Here is a 20,823-nt window from a genome sequence, read left to right as displayed (position 1 = left end):
CTGCTTGCGTCACAGGGTCACGACTCCCGCCGCGCTCGCCAGGCTTGTCTCATGCGCCGGCGTTGCCTTAGCCGTATTCAGGAAGGCGGCATTGAGACCCTTGCTGATGGTGACCCTGGCGCCGCGCATCTCACAGCTCAGGCGGCCGTCGTCATGATACAGGGCGATATTGGCCTCCAGCATGCGCCCCGAGTGTTTCACTACCTCCAATACCAGGCTGCCGCTGTCGCCAAATGACAGTGGCGCATGGGATATGAACTCCCCTATGGTCGATGGCAGGCTGGCGGCGCCATACTTGAGCCGCGCCCACACCAACATGGCCTGCAGCAGCAAGTCTTCGGCGAAGGGCTGAGCGCCGCCCGGCACCAGGCTTGGGGCGAAGTCGCCGCAGTCGGCCAGGGCAACCTTTGGCAGGCAGATTTTGGCGACTAAACCAGCGTCGTCAAATTGGACAATGGACTCAATGCCCTGCAGCCTGGGACCATGGAACAGGCTGCCGTCCTGGTACAGGCTGTCACCGCTGACAACCAGGCCGTCGGCCTGCATTGCCGACATGGTGCGCGTATCTGCGTGTATTTCAGCCACAGTCTGTGGCTGCAGTCGGGCCTGGTATTGCGGCCTGTCCTGGCAGCTTATCAGCGCACTTATTTGGCCGTCGCCGGTGGGCGTCAGCGTCAGTTCCAGCGTCTGCGGCGCCGGTTCTTTCTCTGTCCGCCCTGCCTGAACTTCGAAGATCACGCCCTTGAGCAGCTTATAGTCCAGTACCCTCACCGGCGCGCCAAGAAGCTTGGCCGCCGCCTCACGCATCCACTGGATGGCGCAGACGGTCGGCAGCACTGGATTTCCATTGATGCAATGATCTTCGATGAAGGCCATGGCATTGGGATCCAGAGTGCGCGTCAGCTTAACTCCGGCAGCTGACAATTGAGTGTGCGGATCCGCCGCGCTAGCGCTCAGATCCGCCCGAGACTTTTTTGCCTCGCTTTCCTCTGTCTTGTCTGTCTCTGCTCCGCTTACCTTAGCGGCAGTGCCCTGCATGTCCGAGCCTATCAGCAGCTGAGTGCCGCCCTGGCCGAGCAGCTTATCGGCAAACAGCCTGGCACCGGCCTTCAAGGGGATCACATACACGCCGCGATCCACAAACATCTGTTTCAGCGCCGGGCTCACCATGCCGCCATCCCAGGGACCCCAGTTGAAACTCATCACCTTGGCGCCTGGCAATTGCCGGGTGAGCTGCAGTGCGGCCTTGTTGAGTATCTCGTTGGCCATGGCATAGTCGCTCTGGCCCCTGTTGCCGTAGAAGCCGGCGGCGGAGGAGAACAGGGCCAGCAGCTTGAGCCGGCTCAGATCCAGGGCGGCGAGCAACTGCTGCAAACCTGTGACCTTGGTGCCATAGACGCGAGCCAACTCCTCCAATGTCTTGTTCTGTATGTGTTTATCTGCCAACACCCCGGCACCGTGTATCATGCCTGTGATGGGCGACAAGGCGGTGATTGGGCCCAGGCTGCTGTCTATGACATCCCTGTCATTGACATCCAGGCTCAGGTACTCGGCGCTGGCGCCGAGCGTCTCGAAGGCGGCGAGGGCGGCAGAGATCTCCAGGCTGCTCTGCACCTCCCACACCAGGGCATCCACTTGTTTGGGGGTGGGTTTGTCGCCCATGGCCTTGATATGGACTATGGCGGCGGCCTTGAGCTCGTTGGCGATTTTGCCCTCGGCCCAGGCGGGTATCGCCTGGTGTTTGCTGCGGCCCGCCAGGATGAAGTGGGCCTGGCAATGTTTGGCGAGCGCCAGGGCGCACTCCAGGGTCACGCCCTTGGCGCCGCCGGTCACCAAAATCTTGTCTGTACTATCGAGGCTGGCTGGCGCATGTGATTCCTGGGCAGTCCCTGCAACCAGGGTCACCCGGCTGAACATGCCGCTCGCATCCAGGCTCACGCCCACCTCGACCAGGCCCGACGCTGTGGCAGGCTCTGTACCAGGTTCAGTGGCAGGTTCTGTGGCAAAAAGTTCGGCCACCAGGGCATCGGCCAGGTGTTTGGCATCCAGCGATGGCGCCAGGTCGAGGGCGCGGCAATGCACGTCCGGCCATTCCTGGCTCAGCGTCTTGGTGAGCCCGGACAATGCCGCCTGATTGAGTTCGCTGCTTTGCACGCCCTCGCTGTCCAGGTAGCCGAAGCCACCGTCGATACGGGAGGCGGTGACAAAGCTTGCCCGTGCCCCAGTGTCCGCCATCTGTGTTAATGGCGAGCGCAGGTGCTTGGCAAACAGGAAGGCTTGCTCGACCGAGGCCAGGGCCGCGCCCGAGAGTTGGAGCCCCTGTTGCTGCTTTTGTTCTTGGGCCTTATGCTGCGGCTGCAGATGAATGAAGCCGGCTATGGGGCCCAAAGAGCCGGCTTCGGCGAGCACGGCAAGCACACTGGCGTCATCGCCAGCTTCCAGGGTGAAGCTGGCGATATTGCTGCTGAGCGGCGACTGCTGCCCTTGCAGCGTCCCGGGTGCGCGCACCACGGCGACCTTCAGCCCCCTGGCATAGAGTTTTTCCGCGAGCACGCCGGCGTTGTGGCCATCGTCGTTGATGAGGATGCAGGCGTTTTCGGCAAACTCAGCCCAGGACTCAGGCGCTTGCCCTATCTCTTGCGCTGTCTCTTGTGTTCCCTGTTGCGTTAGGATGGCCGCCGCCGACAGCTTTTTTAGCGTCACCTCGCTGTGGGGCGGCAGTTCGACCTCAGGTTCGCCTGCCGGTTCGCTGGCGACAGGCTCGGATGCGGCACTCTTCTGGCCGGATAACGCCGCAGCTTGACTCTGTCCCCCGGCACGGGAGAAGAGGGCGGTAATTTCGCCCAGGGTGCGGCACTCGGAAAGATCCTCAGGGCTCTGCTCGGGCAGGCTTGGCAGCGCATCCTGAACTGCACCCAATATTTCCACCCGCTTGATGGAGTCGATGCCGAGATCCGCTTCCATGTCCATGGAAAGCTCCAGCATTTCCACAGGATAACCTGTCTTGGCGGCGACCACGCTCAGCATGGCGTCCTGTACCTGGCTGCTGGATAGAGTCTCAGTTGAGACAGCCGGTGCAGCAGACTCTGGTGCCAACACTGTCGCACTGGCTGTAGTAAGAGTGTCTGTTGTGAGAGAGTCTATAGTGAGAGCGGCTGGCGGCAGTTGCTTGGAGAAGAGGGCGACGATTTCGCCCAGGGTGCGGCACTCGGAAAGATCCTCAGGGCTCTGCTCGGGCAGGCTTGGCAGTTCATCCTGAACTGCGCCCAATATCTCCACCCGCTTGATGGAATCGATGCCCAGATCTGCCTCCATGTCCATGGAGAGCTCCAGCATCTCCACAGGATAACCTGTCTTGGCGGCGACCACGCTCAGCATGGCGTCCTGTACCTGGCTGCCGGATAGCGTTTCTGGTGAGACAGCCGGTGCTGCCGACTCTGTCGCAGTGGCTGTCGCCGAGTCAGAAATGAGAGCGTCAGTAGAAAGAGAGTCTGTCGGCAGTTGCTTGGAAAAGAGGGCGACGATTTCGCCCAGGGTGCGACATTCGGCCAAGTCCTCAGGGCTCAGCTCGGGCAGCTGTGGCAGCGCATCCTGAACTGCACCCAATATTTCCACCCGCTTGATGGAGTCGATGCCCAGATCCGCCTCCATGTCCATGGTCAGTTCCAGCATATCCACCGGGTAACCCGTCTTGTCGGCGACCACAGACATCATGGTATGTTGTACCTGCTCTTGGCCAAGAACGTTCTGGTTTGGCGTGTTTACTGTTTGCGCCGTGGTAACGCTAGGCTGTGAGACAAGCTGACTCTGGTGGCTACTCTGGCTACTCTGGCTACTCTGGTCCAGGGATAGGGAGAAGAGTTCGACGATTTCCCCCAGGGTGCGGCATTCGGCCAGATCTTCCGGGCTCAGCTCGGGCAAGCCGGGCAGGGCGTCCTGCACTGTGCCGAGGATCTCCACCCGTTTGATGGAATCTATGCCGAGATCCGCCTCCATGTCCATGGAGAGCTCCAGCATCTCCACAGGGTAGCCCGTCTTGTCTGCGACAACGCTTAGCATGGCTTCCTGCACCTGCTGTTGAGAGACTGCCTGTGCCGATACTTTCGCTGAGGCTGAGGCTGAGGCAGAGGCAGAGGCAGAGGCCGCTGCTGTTGTGGGGACAGGCACAGGGGCCCTTTGTATAGGTTCGGCTTGCACAGGCGTTGCCGGCACGGCTTGCATGGAGGCAACTCGAGCGGGCGCCGCTGGCATGGCAGCAGACGGCATGCTTTCTGTCTGTACAGCCGCTGTTGCTACGGTCGCTGCCGGCACAGGCGCGGCGCCCAGCATGGCGAGGGCCGCCTGACTGCTGCCGGCCTGCAGTTGCATAAACTGGGCATGGCTTTGCAGCGTCTGAGCCTGATGCTGGTGGAACAGCTCCATGGAGCGTTGCAGGCTCTCGGGAATGGCGATTCCCTGGCTGGCCATCTTGGCCTGCTCTGTCATCAGGGCGCTGAAGGTCTCACCGTACTGCTGCGGTATGGCGAGGAACTGCTGATGCAGCTCGGCCGCCTGGGCCTGGGCCGCGAAGAAGGCATTGAGCGCCTCTGCGCCGATCTCTTGTGGCTTGGCTGTCGTCGTTGCGGCCATTTGAGCCCCTGTGTTGCTCTCCATGGCATCTGTCATCTTGCTCGCTGATTTTTCCATTTCCACTGCCTTATCTGTCATTCTGTCCACGAGCACTTCTTTCTCGACGATTTTTTCCACGACTTTTTCCACTATCCTGTCAACCTGCTCTACTCGCGCCGTGATTTCCCCCGTCGCCAGCGACTCGGCCATCTTGGCCCGGGTGGCGGCGCTGATGTGGTTGCTGGCGCTGAGCCTGATGTTCATGGCCGACGGCGCATCGGGTCTGCGTGCTTCCGCCTGATAAGGGTCCAACTCGCTCAGGCCGACACCTGCTACCGCCAGTTGCACCGCGGCCTGACGCAGCTGTTGATCGCTGTCGCCCCTGGGGTTGGGGTTCATGCTGACGATGCACAGCTCGGACAAGTGCTCGCCAAGGGTGTTCTCTACCAGTTTCTGCAGAATATTTTTCGGGCCGAACTCCACAAACACCCGGGCGCCGGCGTCATACATGGCGCGCAGCTGCTCGCTGAAACGCACCGATTGCAGCATGTGCTGCTTGAATTCTGCCTTGATGGTCTCTGGCTCGCTCGGGTACAGGGCCCCGGTGGCGTTGGCATAGAGGGCGACAGTCGGCGCCTTGAACTCGACCTCGTCTATGGCCTTGGCAAAAGGCTGCTGGGCATGGGCCACCAACGGCGTATGGAAGGCGCCGGAGACGGGCAGGGCAATGGCCTTGAAACCCAGCTCGCCCAGGGCCTTGGCGGCGGCCTGGGTCTGCTCCGTGGGGCCGGCGATCACCAACTGAGTGGGGGCGTTATAGTTGGCTATCTTGACGCCAGCTAAGCCTTTGAGGCAGGCATTCACTGCGGCAAGGTCACCGGCTTGTTTGGTGATCACCGCATACATAGTGCCGGGATCGCTCGAGCCTCCAGCTTCAGCATCCGGCGCCATGGCATGGCCCCGGGCGAAGGCGAGGCGGTAATAATCTTCATGGGAGATCACGCCGGCGGCGCACAGGGCCGACAATTCACCGAAGCTGTGACCCGCCACCATGTCCGGGGCAAATCCCGCCGCCGTCAGCAGGGCATATTGGCCCATGGAGAGGGCGCCTATGGCGCTCTGGGCATTTTGGGTGTGGGTCAGCCCGGCTTCCTGGGCCTTGATGGCATCGGTATCGAAGACGGGTATGGGATAGAGCACGCTCGACAGCTGCGCCTCGCCCCTAGCGGCAAAGACGGCGTCGCTGGCGATGATTTGGCGGCGCATCTCGGGGAAGTGGCAGGCGAGTTCAATCCCCATGTTGAGGTATTGGGCGCCCTGGCCTGCGAATAGCGCCGCGACCTTGTGGGGTGCTTGCCCGCCCAGCAATGCCGAGGCGCGGAAACTCATGCCGGACGGCAGCTGCCAGCTGGCGTCGTTATTATCGCCAAGCTGCCGTATGGCTTGCTCCAATTGTGCCTGCAGCTGCGCCATATCGACCGCCACCAGGCCAAGACGGGCATGCTCCGGCGGCAACGGTCGCAGCGGGTATTGGCCGGCTAAGCGGCTCAGCTGCTCTGCGGCCTGTGCTTGTGTTTGTGACTGTGACTGTGACTGTGTTGGTGCTTGTGTCAGTGCCAGAGCCGCCTTCAGCTCACCGAGCAGCGCCGTCTGGTCTGCGGCGGCAAACAGCAGGCTCTGGGGCACCCGGCGCCGGCGGTATCTGTCGCCCGCTTGATGCTCTGGGGCATATTCTTCCAGCACCAGGTGGAAGTTGGTGCCGCCGAAACCGAAGGAGCTGATCCCGGCGCGGCGCGGCGTGCCATCGACACGTGGCAGCCAGGGGCGGGTCTGGGTGTTGAGGAAGAAGGGCGAGTCTTCTATCTCCAGCTTGGGATTGGGCCTGGTCACGTTGATGGTGGGCGGCAGCACCTTGTGATGCAGTGCCAGCGCCGCCTTGATCACCCCGGCGGTACCGGCGGTGGACTTGGTGTGGCCCACCTGGGATTTGACCGAGCCCAGGGCGATATGTTGTTTGCCGGCGTTGTCTTTGGCGAAGACGGATTTCAGGCCGTTGAATTCGGCCACATCGCCAGCTGCCGTGCCCGTGCCATGGGCCTCAATCAATCCCAATGTGTGGGGCGCAAAGCCGGCGTCGTCGTAGGCGCGCTCCAGCGCCTTGGCCTGGCCTTCGGGCCGCGGCGCGTAGATGCTCTTGAACTTGCCGTCCGACGAGGCGCCGACACCTTTGATGACCGCATAGATGCGATCCCCATCGCGCTCGGCATCCTCCAAGCGCTTGAGCGCTACCATGCCTATGCCTTCGCCTATCATCATGCCCTTGGAGCCGATATCGAAGGGTTGAATGGTCTCATTGGTGGTGAAGGCCGGGGTCTTGGAGAAGCTCATGTACATGTAGGGCGAGTTGTCCGTGCAGACCCCGCCGGTGATCATCATGTCGCTGCGCCCCTCTGTGAGTTCGGTCAGCGCCATGCGCATGGCGGCGAGCGATCCCGCGCAGGCGGCGTCGACCACGCAGTTCATGCCGCCGAGATCGAAGCGGTTGGCTATGCGTCCGGCGATGACGTTGCCGAGGGATCCCGGGAAGGAATTCTCCTCCCAATGTATGTATTGATCCTGGAATTTCTGGCACAGCATCTCGCTGTCTGCATCCGAGATGCCACTGCTCTTGAAGACCTTCTTCAGCACAGGATATTGCAGCCGGGCATTGAGGCTGTGGCCTATCTTCTGGCCGCCGCCGACACCGAGGGTGATGCCTATGCGGTCCCTGTCGTAATCCTCCGGCAGATTGGCATCGGCCAGCACTTCCTTGGCGACCACCAGGGACAGCAGCTGCGAGGTGTCTGTCAGTTCGAGTATGTTGGGCGGCAGGCCAAACTCCATGGGGTTGAAGTCGACCTCGGGCATGAAGCCGCCGCGCTTGCAGTAGCTCTTGTCCGGGGTGCGCTTGTCGGCATCGAAGTAATCGCTCACCTGCCAGTGGCTGTCGGGCACTTCTGTGATGGCATCTATCTTGTCGCAGATGAGATCCCAGAACTGCTCCAGGTAACGGGCGTTGGCGAAGATGCTGGCCATGCCGACGATGGCAATGGGCATATCCTTGAGGCGCTTGTTGAGGCGCTTGTCAGTTTTGGCTGCTTTATCTGTCGGGGCTTGGCTCATAGTGAGTCTCCGTGGGCCTGGCGCGATGGGCCGACCTCTTGGCTGTTGGGGGCGTCTGCAGTCCTGCTGTCCCGGGAAGGCTTCTCTTGTGTGCGAGAGTCCTGGGGACGGGCACCGGGAAAACGCGCCAGAAAAGTGTGATAATTGCGCACCAGTAACTTGCGCAGATGAAAGGGGCCATGCTTGAGCACATAGGCCATGTATCTGTTGGAGGCCTGGGTGTTGTCATCCTGGTAGATGTCCACATAGACCCACTGGCTGATGGGGTCGAAACCTATCAGCACAGAACTTGCGTCCGTGGCATCCACTTGCGGCGGTATGGCCAGGGATTCGACCTGCACCACAGTACTGGCGTCCTGGGTCGGCAGCGCCAGCGTCTTGGCCAGGGTCTCGCTGTTGAGGGTATAGGTGGCCATCTCACTGTCCTGGACCACGGGCAGCAGGTTGAAATGTTTCTCCGGCGGCTCGGCTTCGGCCAGCTCATTGAGTTTCGACATGCCATGGCGTTTCAGGCAACGGGCGAGGCCGGAACGGGACACATGGGGATTGATGAAGGTCTGGGTGACCTGCAGCAGCTGATCCAGTGTCATCTGCAACTGCTGCCTCAGGCCCACCACCACATACTCTTCCAGCTGCGTCAGGGTGGTATTGAGATGGTGCGGGGTATTGGGGCAGTTCACCACAGAGTCGCGCTTGCGCCACTTGCGTACCGTCGCCTCGCTGATGTTGAGCACCTTGGCCAGCTGGCTGACACTCAAGTCGGATGTTTGAATGAAGCTGCGCATCTCGGGCGTGGTGGTGGCGTTCTTATGGGTCGGCGCCGGGGAGCCACCGGCCTGGGGATAAGTGGGCATAGCTATGGTTGAGGTTCCTTGTCGGCACGGCAACAATCTACTGGGACTCAATCTGTTGGGGCTCAATCTGTTGGGACTGAGTGATTGGTCTGCAGCCTCGACGCATTCAAGCCTATTTACTGGCGAATGGCCGATATTATTAGTTATGGACAGGCAGCTTACCCGACCTTGTGGGACGATACAATCACCTGGGACTTTGGCGCCGGATTTATCTGCTCGACTGCGACTAGGACTGAGGGTTTTGCTGCAAGAGGGCGATAGAATTTTTTATCTATTGAAAGAGCCTGTGTTATGAGATCATTTCAGCGAGTTACCTTTTACCTATAGGTTCTGCCTGTGCATGATCCAATGTTAATTCACTTAGATTTCATTCCCTTGAGGCCGTTAGCCGGGGCGGAGCGCGCCGGGCTGATGGCGCTCCTGTCCGACGATGAGCTCGGCAAGGTGGGCCGTTTTGCCTCCCAGGCACTGCAGGACAAGGCCTTGTTGAGCCGGGCATGTTTGCGTTTGCTGTTGTCGCAATATGGGGCGTTGGCGCCCCATCAATGGCATTTCGACTACGGTAAGTATGGTAAGCCTGGGCTCAGTTCGGTCCAGCGGCAAGCAACCGGGCTCGAGTTTAACCTGAGTCATAGTGGCGAATGGCTCATGGTCGGTGTGCTGCAGACACATGGCATGCGAGTGCAGTTGGGGGTCGATATCGAACATGAACGAGTCCGCACCGATATTCACCCTATACTGAGGCACTATTTTTCGGCTGTGGAATCGACGGCGCTGCTGGCCTTGCCGGCCGATGAACAAAGGGGGCGTTTCTTCGATCTCTGGGCCTTGAAGGAGTCCTATATCAAGGCCAAGGGAATGGGGCTGGCCTTGGCCTTGGACAGCTTCAGCATGGATTTGTCGCGCCCTGGGCTGGGGAAATTGACCTTAAATACGGACATTCCTGGGCAGTCCGATACCGGCTTGCCGCTCTTGAGTCGCATAGGGCTGGAGGCGCAGGAGGCGGAATTCGACTCAGGCCTATGGCAGTGCAGCCTTGGGCGCCTGAATGCCGATTATCGCTTCGCAGTGAGCTTGGGGGGGATGGCGTCCGAGGTCAAACTTAGCGCCAGGCAGTGGGGAGCCGAGTTGTTTGCCACTCTCGCGCAGCAGCCTGGTTAGGCTCTTATCACGGATAGCATAAATAGAGTCCGCGTTGCCGCGGACTCTTTCATGTGTATTCCTGCCAACTATTGGCGTGCCAGCCTATGACTCTCGGGCGGGTGCTCGAAGTCGGTGCGATAGGGGTTGATGTCCAGGCCACCACGACGGGTATAGCGGGCATAGACGGTCAACTTGCTGCAATGGCAGTATCGCTTCAAGTCGACGAAGATACGCTCGACACACTGCTCGTGAAACTCATTATGCTGACGGAAAGAAATGAGGTAGCGCAGCAGTTTTTCCCTGTCTATCTTGGGCCCCTGATAACGTATCATCACACTGCCCCAGTCGGGCTGTGAGGTGATGAGGCAATTGGATTTCAACAGGTTGGAATTCAGAGTTTCGGCGACGATTTGCTTCTCATCCGTACTGTCCGCCAGGTAGTCAGGATTAAAGCTATAGTCATCGATTTCTATGTCCAGCTCGTCGATGCAGGTGCCTGGCAGCTCAGCGATCCGCTGGTTGTTGAAATGTCTGGGTTCGATGATTTTGACCCCAACCTCCCCTTGGGCACACTGGCTCAGATCGCGGATCAGCGTCTGCTGCACCCGCTCCACACTGTCGAAGCGTGTCTGGTTAAAGCTGTTGAGATAGAGCTTGAAAGACTTGGATTCGATGAGATTCTGACTGGCATAACTGAGTTGTATCTCGGCTATGGCGACCATAGGTTTCCCCTTGGCATTGAGCCAGGATAATTCATAACCCGTCCAGAAGTCGACGCCATGAAAGGGCAGCTCGGCTGTGAGTGCTATCGCATCACGGTTGAGTTTGCGGGGAACCCCTTGCAACAGCGCAGCATCATACTCGGCCTTATACTCGCTAGTCTTACCTAGGGTCAGTCCAGCCAGCTCTGACGCATCACTATAGGGATCGTGATTCTTTGTCATCAATACGGTTTCCATGTCAAAATAGACCCTCATTATACTTCAATTTGGATGTCGCTTCAGTGTCTTGTCTGCCAGCGTTAGATGATTTTTTGCAAAACTACCTTCAGGCGTATCGTGAGCGACTGGACGAATACCCACGTTACTATCCTCTGGGGGAGGCGTCTGTCTGTATTCGGGGGGATTTCGAGCCCGAAGCCAATGTCGCCGTATTCTGGACTCCCGTCAGGCGTGAAGTGCCGGGGCGCTTTGATAATGTAGCCGGCGCTCTTGGGCTGACATTGTGGCCGGATATCAATGATTTTTATGGTCATTTCTTCGCTGCGTCACTGTTGTTCGACTCTCCCTGGGGCGAAGGCGAGTTGTTGCAGCCGTGGAATGACAAGGACTTTGACTACTTGCAGCAAAATATCATAGGCCACCTCATGATGAAGCAGAAACTCAAGCAGGCGCCGACCTGGTTCGTCGGCGTGCTGAATGAGGGAGATAAGATGCTGACGGTGGACAATGCCGATGGCAGCGTATGGCTGGAGATCCCGGGTGAGGCGCCCTCCGAGCGCTTGGCGCCAAGCTTGGAGGCCTTTATCGGGCAATTGTCTGCCAGGGTGGCGCCGCCGAGCCTGCATCAGGAGCCGGAGATGCCGGCCTTGGCGCATCCTGGTATAGGCCAGCGGTTGCAAGCCATGTGGCAGCATCTGTTCGGCAAGCGTGGCTAAGGGGTTGCTGCATAGCCTGATTCTTAGTCAGAGCTGTCGCTATTCATCTCTATGTTTTCTCGTCAGCTATGACTATTGATGATCCCAGGAAAGGTTGGAAACAATACGACATGGCTCACAGCGGAAATGGAACATGTCCAACAAGGGCTCGTCCAGTTTCCAGTCTGGGCTGCCACAACGTGGGCAGGGACGATGGAGTTCCGCGGCCAGGCTTTCTCCTCCCACCCGATACAGATAATAATAAGTCGGGATCTGGGTCAGGTATTCGATACGCCCCCGTATATCCCAGCCGCGGCGAAACAAGTCGCTGTCGCTGCTGCATAGTTCATCCAGTGCGGCAAATTCGGCTTTGGTCGCCGCCGCCATCTGCAACTCATCACAGGCCTGCCATTCACTCTGCCAGCGGATCACCCGCTTGTGATCGCCGTTGAAGGTCGCGGGGATCCTATATAAGGGAATAGGTAACAAGTTATCGCCACTGCGCAGCGGTGAGCACATGTGTACATAGCTGGTATACAGCAGCTGCCAGCTCGGAGTGTCCAGGTTGCTGGCTTCGGAATTAATATCCTGGCCTATGAACTTCTCCCTTGGAGCCAACAGTTTGGCCTCTGTCAAGGCGCCTAGGGCACGTTTCACCCATGGGCTGTTATGGCGATTGGCGAGGCTGGTCTTCTCCGGTGTGAGCAGGCGCACCCGGAACTCGCCATCGTTGAATGCCACTGCAAATTCACGTCCCAGCACCTGACCGTTAGCGCGCAATGCTTCCAGCAGGTTGTTGATGGCCTTCTCGGCGGCGCTGATGGTGGTATCGGCAAAACACTCAAATCTCAATTCGGTCACAAACATCAGGCTGTTTTCTCCTGGGATTCGAGTCGTGTCAGGCGTTCATCCAGCTGCTGATATGCGGCTTTCAGCTGTTTAAGCTCCTGAGTGAGCCGCGCGACTGCTTGCTCCGGCGATGGGTCGGCAATCACAACTTCAGCCTCAACCTCAACCTGTCCTACCAGCCTAGCTTGCTCAGCCTTGGGCATGGCCTTAAATTGCTGCAAGCCTTTGATTAATATTGGCAGGGGAATGTTATTGCTCAGTTGCGACTTCAATAGCGCGACCGAGGGAAGCTTACCTCTGTCGGCCAGTGCCTTTGCCGCTGCCAATACTTGGTCTATCTGGCTCATGTTTGGTTAAATTCCTTAAGTTGGGTGGCTAGGGACGAATATTGAAGCCAGTGAAATCAATCTATTTCTTTAAATAACAATCAGTTAGTCTTGTTGGCCGGTATTTTGCTTCTGTTGGCTGCAAATGAAGTCAAACACATAGAGTGTCTTAGGAGAAATTAACATGAAATCAAAATGGATTGCCATTGCGTTTGTTGGGGCAGCAAGCTTAGGTCTTAGCGGTTGTGTGGTCAATGTCGGTGATGAAGCCAGTGACAGACTCGACGGCAGCCATTGGGCAAAAGTGCAGGACGATAACAGGGAAAAGCTCACCCGGTTGAACTTAGGTATGGATAGAGAGCAGGTGTTGGCGCTGATGGGTACGGCAGATTTCAGCGAGGCCTATCTGCAAGATGGCAAAGAGATGCAGGTACTCTTTTACCGAACCCAGAGAAACCACGGCGATGGCAGGACCACCAAGGATGAATGTACCCCCATCATCCTGAGCAACCATAGCTTGGTTGGCTGGGGAGAGGCCGCTTACGCTAAGCTCTAGATGCGGCCTCGGCACAGCGTCTATTTCCTTAATAAGGTGTCCAAGTGGTCGATCGCGTCAGACCACTCGGCATCTTCCTCTAACGCCTCATTCAGGAATGCTCTTTGGGATGGGGTCCAAAAACTCGCTTGAGCCAGAAGTTCGTTATCCGAGAGTGAGTGCCCGGCAATAAACTGCTCTATGGCTTCACGCTTGCTGTCTAGTCCAAGTTGTTCAAATAAATGCGATATATCTACTGGTGTGGTATCCATAACAGAGTTCCTTCGTTGCTCAGAGCGATAGATCCAGAGTAAGACACTCAGGCCAAAATGCAATATCTGATTAATCTTTGCACTTTCACTTAAGCTTGATACATTGGTAATTGCTTCGCTAATCTGTGATCCGGATCAAGGAATAATGCCTATGGAACAACAAACCTTGGAAAGTTGCCGTGCCGTTTACCTGACGGCGGAAGACTTACGCATAGCCGCATCCATTATTTACACTGCCTATCATGATGATCCGTTATTCATGGATGCCTTATTCAAAGGTGACAGGGTTGCCTATGAGCAGAAACTGCGTGCAGCCATCAGGGAAGAACTGAATGAACTTTGGAAGCAGGAACAAGCGCTTATAGGTTGGTTCGATGGTGAGCGTTTGATCGGTGTGGCATGCATCATCACTCAGCAAGTGCCCTTGGGGGATGCTAGATACTGGCATTGGCGGTTAAAAATGTTAATGGGGACTGGGTGGCAATCGACCCAGGCTTTGATGAAGAAAGAGTCCAGTATTCTCGAGCACTTGCCCAGCAAGGATTGCGGTATCTTGCAATTTATCGCCTTGGCACCCAATGAACAGGGGAAAGGCCATGGCAGTCACCTGGTTCAGGCCGTCCTGAGTTGGTGTGATGAACAACTCGCGTTGGATGGGGTAGGGGTATTCGTCAACAATGCGAAGCAGTTAGCGTTGTTCAGCAAGAATGGTTTCACACGCTTAACCTCCCTGACGATTGGCAAGGTAGAGGGCGAGCTGCTTTTCTATCGTGGACATGAAGATGGCTAGCGATTTTCGGGCCTTCTATGCCTGGTATTTATCACAGCACCAACATCCTCTCTGCCGAGGCCTGCATTATCTTGGCAGTGTCTTGGTGGTGTTGATCTTGTTGTACAGCTTATGGTTTCAGGCTTGGTGGCAACTAGTCTATCTGCCTCTGGCAGGTTATGGCTTTGCCTGGATAGGGCATCTGCTATTTGAAAAAAATCGACCGGCGACTTTCAAACACCCCTTCTACAGTTTCGTGGCCGACTGGCTCATGTTATGGCAGATGCTGACGGGTAAGCCATTGGGGGCGAAGAACTAGCATTCGCTGCTGTCTGCTTGCCGTGTGCGACATGTCTCACAAAGCTGTGAGACATAATGTCCTTCTCTTGGGTGTTTCCCCTGTAGTTAATATTATAGTCATTTATAAACAAACGTTTACGCCCAACGTCTCGATCTTGGCCTATGGGCACCGGAGTGAGTGTTCTAATTTTGACCTGTGAATGTTGCTGCCTAAGCTAAACTTCTCATGTCGCCTGTTTTTGCCGTATGACGAAAACAATCGACCTGAGGAATGGGTCGTGTGGGTGACTGCAGGAATTCTGTCATCGAGTCAGGGTAGACTCACGAAACACCTGGATGTGTTTCGAAACGATATCAGAATATGCCACGGAGTTGGCTCTCGCCCGGCAATAGGAAAGGCCGGAGCGGTATAGGCTTAATGGTGAACAGCTTATACATGAACCTTGAGGATTAAGGTTCGCAGGATGCACAGGATGAGGCCTATGGATAGGTCGGCTCGGCGAAATGGAGATGCCGGTCAAAGGATTGAGTACTGAGTACAGGGAACTAATAGGGATATCAGGGATAGAGGCAAGCAGTCTGACGCAGGGATGGTGCAGGGAGCACTGTGATAGCAGGATGGCTTACTGGAGATAAATTGGGCGCACCTACAAGGTTGCGCCCTTTTATTTTGTCTCATGTTGGTGTGGATGGGGTGCTTGCGGCCGACGTGAAATGGTGAACAGCCTGAGTGTATGTGCGAGATGGCTTACAAGAGCGTAAGACAATCTGTCTCAATTGCGGGCGAACTCTCCGTCATAGATGAATAATCTGTTATTTTTCATTGTATTGAGAATGCTTGCCGATGCTTGGGATTTAGGTTGGAGTTCGGGTGGTTATCTTTGCACCACCAGGTTGGCAGATTTCTAACTAAGATATAGACAGTTCTTAGGGAGATTGAAACCCGTTTGTATTGTCATCAGGATGATGAAATGCAGACCGGAAGGTCTCTCGAGAGCGACAAAGCCACAGGATGGGCATTGTCTATCGACCAGGACGGTCAGCTTTCAGGATGAACTGCTACTGCCTTGGATGGCGGGATACAGGATGTAGTTAAAGGGATTTTCATGGATGGACTCAGGACATGCTTATGGATAAGCAGGCTCGTACAAAGGATTGTCGGGCAACAAGGAAGTGTACTTTAAGTACAGGGAGCTATCAGGGAACGACAAGGATGATGCAGGACGCAATCGAGACGCAGGGATGGTGCAGGGAGCATTGTAATAGCGGGAAAGCTTAACAGAGAACCAGAAGGGCGCGGCAGTTAACTGTCGCGCCCTTTCTTTTTAGCTGGAGTCGAGATGAAGCTTAATGACACTTTCCCGAGTTGCAGTTACGACGAGAGCCACAGCTGCCGCCGATAGAGCCTCTGGCCTGGGGCGCATCCAGCCACTCGGGCTCGGGGAAAATGGGCCACTCAATTCTTTGGATTTTTCTCCCTTGCATCCACAGATGGGCTTGAAATTGATTCATTCCATCCGTGCTGAATTCAAAAAGGTACTTGGCTTTCCAGCATAACCCTGTACTGCCACCGACACTCGGCCGGGCCGATTCCATGGCGATGGCCAGCAACTGGACGTTTTGTTTGACGCACTCTTTCTCAACAAACAGACGGCTGAGCTCCGCCATCTGACGAAGTTGCCAGAAAAACGCCGCCAGCACCACCAGGGCCAAGATCAATAACAGGTCTGTCATCATGCAGTCGTTGCCTTAAATAAGCCACCTATGGCGTTTGAAAGTTGGCTACTACGCTCTGGGTTGCGAATATCGGTCAACAGCTGCGTACGTAATCCCGGAATGGCCACAATATCAGCAAATATCTGATTAAAAAAGCCTTGAGGCTGCAATGCCAGCGCTTCCAGGTAATTTAAGCGGCAAGCATTATCCTCCAGCGCTGTCCAATTGCGGGCGGCGATGGCGATCAGGGCATCGGCATCGAGCCTGGCTTGCTCTACCAGACTCGTGATGGCGACTCTGGCCAGCTCTGGCCTGGATGCCAGTGCCCTGAGGTAATAGAGTTTATTTTGGGGCGGAGCCAGTTCGAAGCCTGCTGCTATCTTTTGTGCCAGTGACGCATCCAACTCGAGATGTTCCAGGCACTGACATAGGGCAATCTGCACTTCCGGCGCGGCCAGCTTCAAGCCGGTCATTATGTGACCCGAGTGGTCGGGTTCATCTCGTCGAACGCAGACATCGGCGAGCCCCTGTAGCCCCAGGTGTTGCCAGTCACTGGCCGGTACCTGTCCGGATAAATACTGAACGGCAAATTCATATTGTGGCGAGGCTTGCTGGCCCAGCTGTTTGCGTACCAAGGCATTAAACAGTGCCAGTTTCTCCTGGCTTGGGGTGAAGTTGAAGGGGTTGGCCGCCAGACGTTCTTGTTGCTCCTGGCTGAGCTGTTGGGTGAGATCTTGCCCCAATGCTTCCAGAACCATACGTATGAATTGGCTGCGTGGTGCCGGGGCCAACAGTCCCTGCTCATCCAAAGGTAACTTCAGGAACCAGATATAAGGGGTCTGAGTCTGCCGCCAGAAAACCAATGCCAGTTGCGCATGGCCCTGGATAGGATAAGGATAGGGGGTCGCGAGTGACTCTATCTGATGAAAGGCAACTAAATCGATGGGTTGGACTCTGCGGCCCATATCATAGACCTGAAATTGAGTGTTTGCCGTGGTTAAAAATTGGCTGAGGGTGATTACTTCTGTCATTTACTGGCCGTCTTGCTGAGAATTGAGCTGGAAACTTGTCCGTGGAATACCGGCATTATAGGGATAACTGAACACAGATGGTATTATTGCCGGTCAATAACTAGGTGGGCCCGTACAGTGTCGGGCCGAGTGTCCCATGGCGGCATACTGTCAGTCATTGGGCGTGTGGATGAGATAGGTTGGATAGTTAATGCATTATGCTCAAACCCTGGCTCTGCTTGGGGATATTGAAGCTGAGCTCAAGGCTCTTGAATTCTGGTCCGAGGTTAGGCCATCCGCGGCCGCAATGGCCAGCACTGCACCTTTCTGTTGCGATCTCATGCCAATGGAGCATTGGTTGCAATTTATTTTTTTGCCGCGGATGCATCGGCTGATTGAGATGGAGCAGCCACTGCCCACTAAAATAGCGATCGCGCCCATGGGCAAACATGTCTGGGCCGGATTGGCCAGCCATAAGGCCCTGATTGGCATTCTCAACGATTTGGATGTGCTGTTAAATGAACCCAGTTGACCCCATATTGGCGTGCGAGCCGCCGGAAGTTGCACCGGAAATTGAAATATTATTCGAAGATGAATACCTGGTCGCCATCCATAAACCGGCAGGCCTCTTGGTACATCGCAGTTATCTGGCACGCAAAGAGCGGTTCTTCGCCATGCAGCTCACCCGGGATAAGGTGGGATGCCATGTGTTTCCCGTGCATCGTTTGGACCGGCCGACTTCCGGTGTCTTGTTGTTTGCCAAGAGCAGTGAGGTGGCCAGGCTGTTGTGCGAACAATTCGCGGCTCACGCGGTTGAGAAGCAATATTTGGCGTTGGTACGCGGCAACATGCATGCAGCCGGCACCTTGGATTATGCCCTCAGAGAAGAGCTGGATGAACTGGGTGATAAGGATGTCGATCCTAACAAAGAGGCACAAATGGCCGTGACCAGCTATGAGCCTTTATTGAACAGTGAGATTCCGTTCAGTTCCGGGCGTTACCCGACCAGTCGTTTCGGGTTAGTGCAACTGAGCCCACATACGGGGCGTAAACATCAGTTACGCCGCCACATGGCGCATCTGCGTCATCCCATATTGGGCGATACTACCCATGGTGATGGAAAGCAGAATCGATTTTTCCGCGAACACTTTGCCGTTAATCGCCTGTGGCTTATCGCCAAGAAATTAAGCTTTCTTCACCCTGTGACACAAATACCCTTGTGCATAGAGACTGAGTTGGAACCCGAGTGGTTGACCGTGTTTGCCGGATTGGGGTGGGAGCAGGCTCCGGAGGCGATGAGCCAAGGCCCGCACCTGCTCAAGGGGGCTTAATCTTTGCGGCAGGATTCTTGTACCAGTGCCTGTAAGCGAATAAAGCCCTGGACCTCTTGAGGCAGGGGATTATTGCCTTGCTGAAACGCGTGGAAATAGCCGTTGCGCCGGATATGAACCGCTTTGTGTTGTTGTTTCAGATGTCTTCGTCTGTTGGCCTGGCACACAGCTCTGAGTCCTTGACTTGTGGCACTGCCAACCACTGGCGTATGGTTAAGTTGGAAGTAATAGAAACTCGGGAGAGAGTATAACATGAAACGTGTAAATCTGGTGTTTGGTACTGTCTATGGCAGCGCTCAGTTTGTGGCCGAAACCTTGGAGCAGGAACTCGGGTCATTGGGCTATCAGGCACGGCTGTGGCAACCCGACGAGCTGGACGGGTTTGTGCCACCTCAGGATGAGTATCTGATCCTCGTGTGTTCGACCACGGGACAGGGCGATCTGCCGGACGACATCCTGCCTTGGTTTCATGGGCTTAGCTCGGCAGCACCTTATTTGCCCGAACTCAAGTACAGTGTGATCGCCCTTGGGGATTCGAGTTATGAAACTTTTTGTGGGGCGGGTAAACAGTTGGATTCACTCTTCGCCGAGCTCGGAGCGACGCGTTTGTCGGAGCGGCTAGAAATCGATGCCTGTGAAACCATGGAGCCTGAATTGGCGGCTAAAGCCTGGCTGTTGCATTGGCATAGGTCGGTCGAGGCCGAACTCGCGGCTTAGCAGGGTTTAAACCCGAAGGGGAACAGCTTCTGAGGGAACAAGCTTTGCGTGATTAAGTGTTATTTTCATCAAAAATCACACTTAAATTGCGATTTCACTCAAATTTTCGAATTTTCCCCTCGGTTTTTCGAATGTTTTTCTCTGTTTTGAAAATTTATTACTCAATTGCGCTCCGGCTAGTGTTCATTTGCCCTTGTTATGGCACACTCGAAGCAAGCCCATTTTTCGAGGAAAGCCAGTGTCAGTGACTCAGCCCAATGCCAACAGCTCTGTCGAGCGTAAAATATTAATCACAGATTGTGCCGATGCCCACGGGTTGATAGCCAAGATTACCGGTGTCTGCTTTGCACATGAGCTTAACATAGTTAAAAACAGTGAATTCGTCGATAACGCCCAGGGGCGCTTCTTCATGCGCACCGAATTGGAGGGAAGCTTCGATGACGCATCACTGCTGAACGATCTAAGCTCTGTGCTGCCGGAACAGAACCACATGCAATTGGTTGGCGCCGAGCGTAAGAGGGTCGTAGTGCTGGTGACCAAAGAGGCGCACTGTCTGGGCGATCTCTTGATGAAGTCTTATTATGGTGGCCTGGATGTCGACATCGCCGCTGTGGTAGGCAATTATCCCAATCTGGCTGAACTTGCCGCTAAGTTTGCCATCCCGTTTCATTTTGTCAGCCATGAAGGTTTGGACAGATTGTCCCACGAACAGGCGTTGCTCGAAGTCATCAAACCCTACGAGGCCGATTATCTGGTGCTGGCGAAATACATGCGGGTACTGACCCCCGACTTCGTGGCTCAATACCCGAATCGTATCATCAATATTCACCATTCTTTCCTGCCTGCCTTCATCGGCGCCGGCCCTTACCGGCAAGCCTGGGAACGTGGAGTTAAAATCATCGGGGCGACGGCGCATTTCGTGAATAACTGTCTGGATGAGGGACCTATCATCAAGCAAGATGTGATCCCAGTAGATCATAACTACAGCGCGCAGGAAATGGCGCGCGCCGGTCGGGATGTAGAGAAGAGCGTCTTGAGCAAGGCATTGCAACTGGTGCTGAACGACCAGGTGATAGTCTATGGCAACAGGACGATAGTCTTTTAAGGGCCGAGTCGCTGCATATATGACAAGGGCCTGACTGGCAGGTCCTTGAACTTAAAAATAACTTTTCTGTAGGAATAGCTGTTGGCTTAAAAATAGACTCTGAACATTTCTTCCTCAGGGATATTCATGGCGATATCCTGAATTGTGACTCGACCCTTGATATAACGCTCAATCTTGGCCGCGGTTCTGTTGGCGCCATGGCTGAGGGCAAATTGATGGAAACTTTGGTCATTACAAACCAGTCTTGGGAACACGCGTTGTTCATTGATACGGTAATCCCGCATGGTATTGGCATAGGTGAAAATATTGTTGCTGGCCCCCGCCTTGCATACGGCGATTAGGGTTTTCTCTATTTGCGGATCCATGGCAGCAGAAGCTGCGAAGGAGAGGGTGGTAAGCGTGATGGCTGCAACTGTGGTTAGCGTTTTCATATTTAGCTCCTGGCAACTTAACTTTTAGCTGTGTCATAGGAAAGTAAAGGCGCTATCTG

18 protein-coding genes are annotated in these 20,823 nt (G+C 55.7%); 9 read left to right on the top strand and 9 right to left on the bottom strand.

From position 1 onward, the window contains the following. Positions 1 to 9 precede the first annotated feature (9 nt). Both HC757_RS05315 and HC757_RS05310 read right to left on the bottom strand, forming a co-directional pair. Positions 10 to 7,770, bottom strand: coding sequence for a type I polyketide synthase (locus HC757_RS05315; RefSeq protein ID WP_169563254.1), 7,761 nt, complete (start codon positions 7,768 to 7,770; stop codon positions 10 to 12). Further along, positions 7,767 to 8,624, bottom strand: a complete 858-nt coding sequence (locus tag HC757_RS05310) for a helix-turn-helix domain-containing protein (protein WP_169563253.1) — start codon at positions 8,622 to 8,624, stop codon at positions 7,767 to 7,769. Before HC757_RS05310 ends, HC757_RS05315 begins: the two co-directional genes overlap by 4 nt. A 348-nt stretch (positions 8,625 to 8,972) precedes the next feature. Here HC757_RS05310 and HC757_RS05305 point away from each other — a divergent pair, with 348 nt between their 5' ends. Then, complete coding sequence (locus HC757_RS05305; RefSeq protein ID WP_211164272.1) at positions 8,973 to 9,785, top strand: 4'-phosphopantetheinyl transferase family protein; 813 nt, start codon at positions 8,973 to 8,975, stop codon at positions 9,783 to 9,785. A gap of 68 nt (positions 9,786 to 9,853) precedes the next feature. Here the strand turns inward: HC757_RS05305 and queF are convergent, their stop codons facing one another. Then, positions 9,854 to 10,711 (bottom strand): NADPH-dependent 7-cyano-7-deazaguanine reductase QueF, encoded by an 858-nt coding sequence (gene queF, locus HC757_RS05300; protein ID WP_169563252.1) that lies wholly within the window; start codon positions 10,709 to 10,711, stop codon positions 9,854 to 9,856. Positions 10,712 to 10,770: 59 nt separating this feature from the next. On the opposite strand from queF, the gene syd reads away from it, so the two are divergent. Beyond that, on the top strand, positions 10,771 to 11,424 hold the full coding sequence (gene syd, locus HC757_RS05295) for a SecY-interacting protein (protein WP_169563251.1): 654 nt from the start codon (positions 10,771 to 10,773) through the stop codon (positions 11,422 to 11,424). A 72-nt stretch (positions 11,425 to 11,496) separates the two neighbouring features. On the opposite strand, the gene HC757_RS05290 is transcribed toward syd, so the two are convergent. After that, the gene (locus tag HC757_RS05290; protein WP_169563250.1) at positions 11,497 to 12,270 is read right to left on the bottom strand and encodes a Zn-ribbon-containing protein; all 774 of its coding nucleotides are present in this window, start codon (positions 12,268 to 12,270) and stop codon (positions 11,497 to 11,499) included. Next, positions 12,270 to 12,599 (bottom strand): hypothetical protein, encoded by a 330-nt coding sequence (locus HC757_RS05285; protein ID WP_169563249.1) that lies wholly within the window; start codon positions 12,597 to 12,599, stop codon positions 12,270 to 12,272. Before HC757_RS05285 ends, HC757_RS05290 begins: the two co-directional genes overlap by 1 nt. A gap of 163 nt (positions 12,600 to 12,762) precedes the next feature. On the opposite strand from HC757_RS05285, the gene HC757_RS05280 reads away from it, so the two are divergent. After that, a complete protein-coding gene (locus tag HC757_RS05280) occupies positions 12,763 to 13,134 on the top strand; it encodes a DUF3192 domain-containing protein (protein ID WP_169563248.1) in 372 nt (123 codons plus the stop codon). A 20-nt stretch (positions 13,135 to 13,154) separates the two neighbouring features. Here the strand turns inward: HC757_RS05280 and HC757_RS05275 are convergent, their stop codons facing one another. Further along, entirely contained in the window at positions 13,155 to 13,385 is a 231-nt protein-coding gene (locus HC757_RS05275; RefSeq protein ID WP_169563247.1) for a DUF2789 domain-containing protein, read from the bottom strand. A gap of 151 nt (positions 13,386 to 13,536) precedes the next feature. On the opposite strand from HC757_RS05275, the gene HC757_RS05270 reads away from it, so the two are divergent. Then, positions 13,537 to 14,175, top strand: a complete 639-nt coding sequence (locus HC757_RS05270) for a GNAT family N-acetyltransferase (protein WP_169563246.1) — start codon at positions 13,537 to 13,539, stop codon at positions 14,173 to 14,175. Beyond that, entirely contained in the window at positions 14,168 to 14,473 is a 306-nt protein-coding gene (locus HC757_RS05265; protein WP_244623141.1) for an Mpo1-like protein, read from the top strand. The genes HC757_RS05270 and HC757_RS05265 overlap by 8 nt, the downstream gene beginning before the upstream one ends. Positions 14,474 to 15,801: 1,328 nt before the next feature. On the opposite strand, the gene HC757_RS05260 is transcribed toward HC757_RS05265, so the two are convergent. Together HC757_RS05260 and HC757_RS05255 are read right to left on the bottom strand one after the other, a co-directional pair. Beyond that, positions 15,802 to 16,191: a DUF3301 domain-containing protein gene (locus HC757_RS05260; RefSeq protein WP_169563244.1), complete on the bottom strand. Its 390-nt coding sequence runs from the start codon at positions 16,189 to 16,191 to the stop codon at positions 15,802 to 15,804. Then, positions 16,188 to 17,201, bottom strand: a complete 1,014-nt coding sequence (locus tag HC757_RS05255) for a DUF3549 family protein (protein WP_169563243.1) — start codon at positions 17,199 to 17,201, stop codon at positions 16,188 to 16,190. Before HC757_RS05255 ends, HC757_RS05260 begins: the two co-directional genes overlap by 4 nt. Before the next feature lie 190 nt (positions 17,202 to 17,391). Here HC757_RS05255 and HC757_RS05250 point away from each other — a divergent pair, with 190 nt between their 5' ends. From HC757_RS05250 to purU, 4 genes are all read left to right on the top strand, one after another. Continuing rightward, positions 17,392 to 17,712: a YqcC family protein gene (locus tag HC757_RS05250; RefSeq protein WP_169563242.1), complete on the top strand. Its 321-nt coding sequence runs from the start codon at positions 17,392 to 17,394 to the stop codon at positions 17,710 to 17,712. Next, on the top strand, positions 17,699 to 18,511 hold the full coding sequence (gene truC / locus HC757_RS05245) for a tRNA pseudouridine(65) synthase TruC (protein WP_169563241.1): 813 nt from the start codon (positions 17,699 to 17,701) through the stop codon (positions 18,509 to 18,511). The genes HC757_RS05250 and truC overlap by 14 nt, the downstream gene beginning before the upstream one ends. Positions 18,512 to 18,763: 252 nt before the next feature. Continuing rightward, entirely contained in the window at positions 18,764 to 19,228 is a 465-nt protein-coding gene (locus HC757_RS05240; protein ID WP_169563240.1) for a flavodoxin, read from the top strand. Between the two features lie 238 nt (positions 19,229 to 19,466). Next, on the top strand, positions 19,467 to 20,333 hold the full coding sequence (purU, locus tag HC757_RS05235) for a formyltetrahydrofolate deformylase (protein ID WP_169563239.1): 867 nt from the start codon (positions 19,467 to 19,469) through the stop codon (positions 20,331 to 20,333). Between the two features lie 86 nt (positions 20,334 to 20,419). Here the strand turns inward: purU and HC757_RS05230 are convergent, their stop codons facing one another. Further along, positions 20,420 to 20,764, bottom strand: coding sequence for a DUF3718 domain-containing protein (locus tag HC757_RS05230; protein ID WP_169563238.1), 345 nt, complete (start codon positions 20,762 to 20,764; stop codon positions 20,420 to 20,422). Positions 20,765 to 20,823: the final 59 nt, after the last annotated feature.

Origin of the sequence: Shewanella salipaludis (assembly GCF_012911865.1) — a bacterium.
Lineage (GTDB): Bacteria > Pseudomonadota > Gammaproteobacteria > Enterobacterales > Shewanellaceae > Shewanella > Shewanella salipaludis.
Note: the sequence above shows the minus strand (reverse complement) of the source record. Positions and strands in the feature narration are given on the sequence as shown.

Excerpts from the sequence above, each read along its gene's own strand:
- HC757_RS05285 (WP_169563249.1), bottom strand. The coding sequence starts at position 12,599 with ATGAGCCAGATAGACCAAGTATTGGCAGCGGCAAAGGCACTGGCCGAC.
- queF (WP_169563252.1), bottom strand. The coding sequence starts at position 10,711 with ATGACAAAGAATCACGATCCCTATAGTGATGCGTCAGAGCTGGCTGGA.
- HC757_RS05275 (WP_169563247.1), bottom strand. The coding sequence starts at position 13,385 with ATGGATACCACACCAGTAGATATATCGCATTTATTTGAACAACTTGGA.
- HC757_RS05270 (WP_169563246.1), top strand. The coding sequence starts at position 13,537 with ATGGAACAACAAACCTTGGAAAGTTGCCGTGCCGTTTACCTGACGGCG.
- HC757_RS05315 (WP_169563254.1), bottom strand. The coding sequence starts at position 7,770 with ATGAGCCAAGCCCCGACAGATAAAGCAGCCAAAACTGACAAGCGCCTC.
- HC757_RS05280 (WP_169563248.1), top strand. The coding sequence starts at position 12,763 with ATGAAATCAAAATGGATTGCCATTGCGTTTGTTGGGGCAGCAAGCTTA.
- HC757_RS05305 (WP_211164272.1), top strand. The coding sequence starts at position 8,973 with ATGTTAATTCACTTAGATTTCATTCCCTTGAGGCCGTTAGCCGGGGCG.
- HC757_RS05250 (WP_169563242.1), top strand. The coding sequence starts at position 17,392 with ATGCATTATGCTCAAACCCTGGCTCTGCTTGGGGATATTGAAGCTGAG.
- HC757_RS05290 (WP_169563250.1), bottom strand. The coding sequence starts at position 12,270 with ATGTTTGTGACCGAATTGAGATTTGAGTGTTTTGCCGATACCACCATC.
- HC757_RS05230 (WP_169563238.1), bottom strand. The coding sequence starts at position 20,764 with ATGAAAACGCTAACCACAGTTGCAGCCATCACGCTTACCACCCTCTCC.
- HC757_RS05260 (WP_169563244.1), bottom strand. The coding sequence starts at position 16,191 with ATGATGACAGACCTGTTATTGATCTTGGCCCTGGTGGTGCTGGCGGCG.
- HC757_RS05255 (WP_169563243.1), bottom strand. The coding sequence starts at position 17,201 with ATGACAGAAGTAATCACCCTCAGCCAATTTTTAACCACGGCAAACACT.
- HC757_RS05265 (WP_244623141.1), top strand. The coding sequence starts at position 14,168 with ATGGCTAGCGATTTTCGGGCCTTCTATGCCTGGTATTTATCACAGCAC.
- HC757_RS05310 (WP_169563253.1), bottom strand. The coding sequence starts at position 8,624 with ATGCCCACTTATCCCCAGGCCGGTGGCTCCCCGGCGCCGACCCATAAG.
- HC757_RS05240 (WP_169563240.1), top strand. The coding sequence starts at position 18,764 with ATGAAACGTGTAAATCTGGTGTTTGGTACTGTCTATGGCAGCGCTCAG.
- truC (WP_169563241.1), top strand. The coding sequence starts at position 17,699 with ATGAACCCAGTTGACCCCATATTGGCGTGCGAGCCGCCGGAAGTTGCA.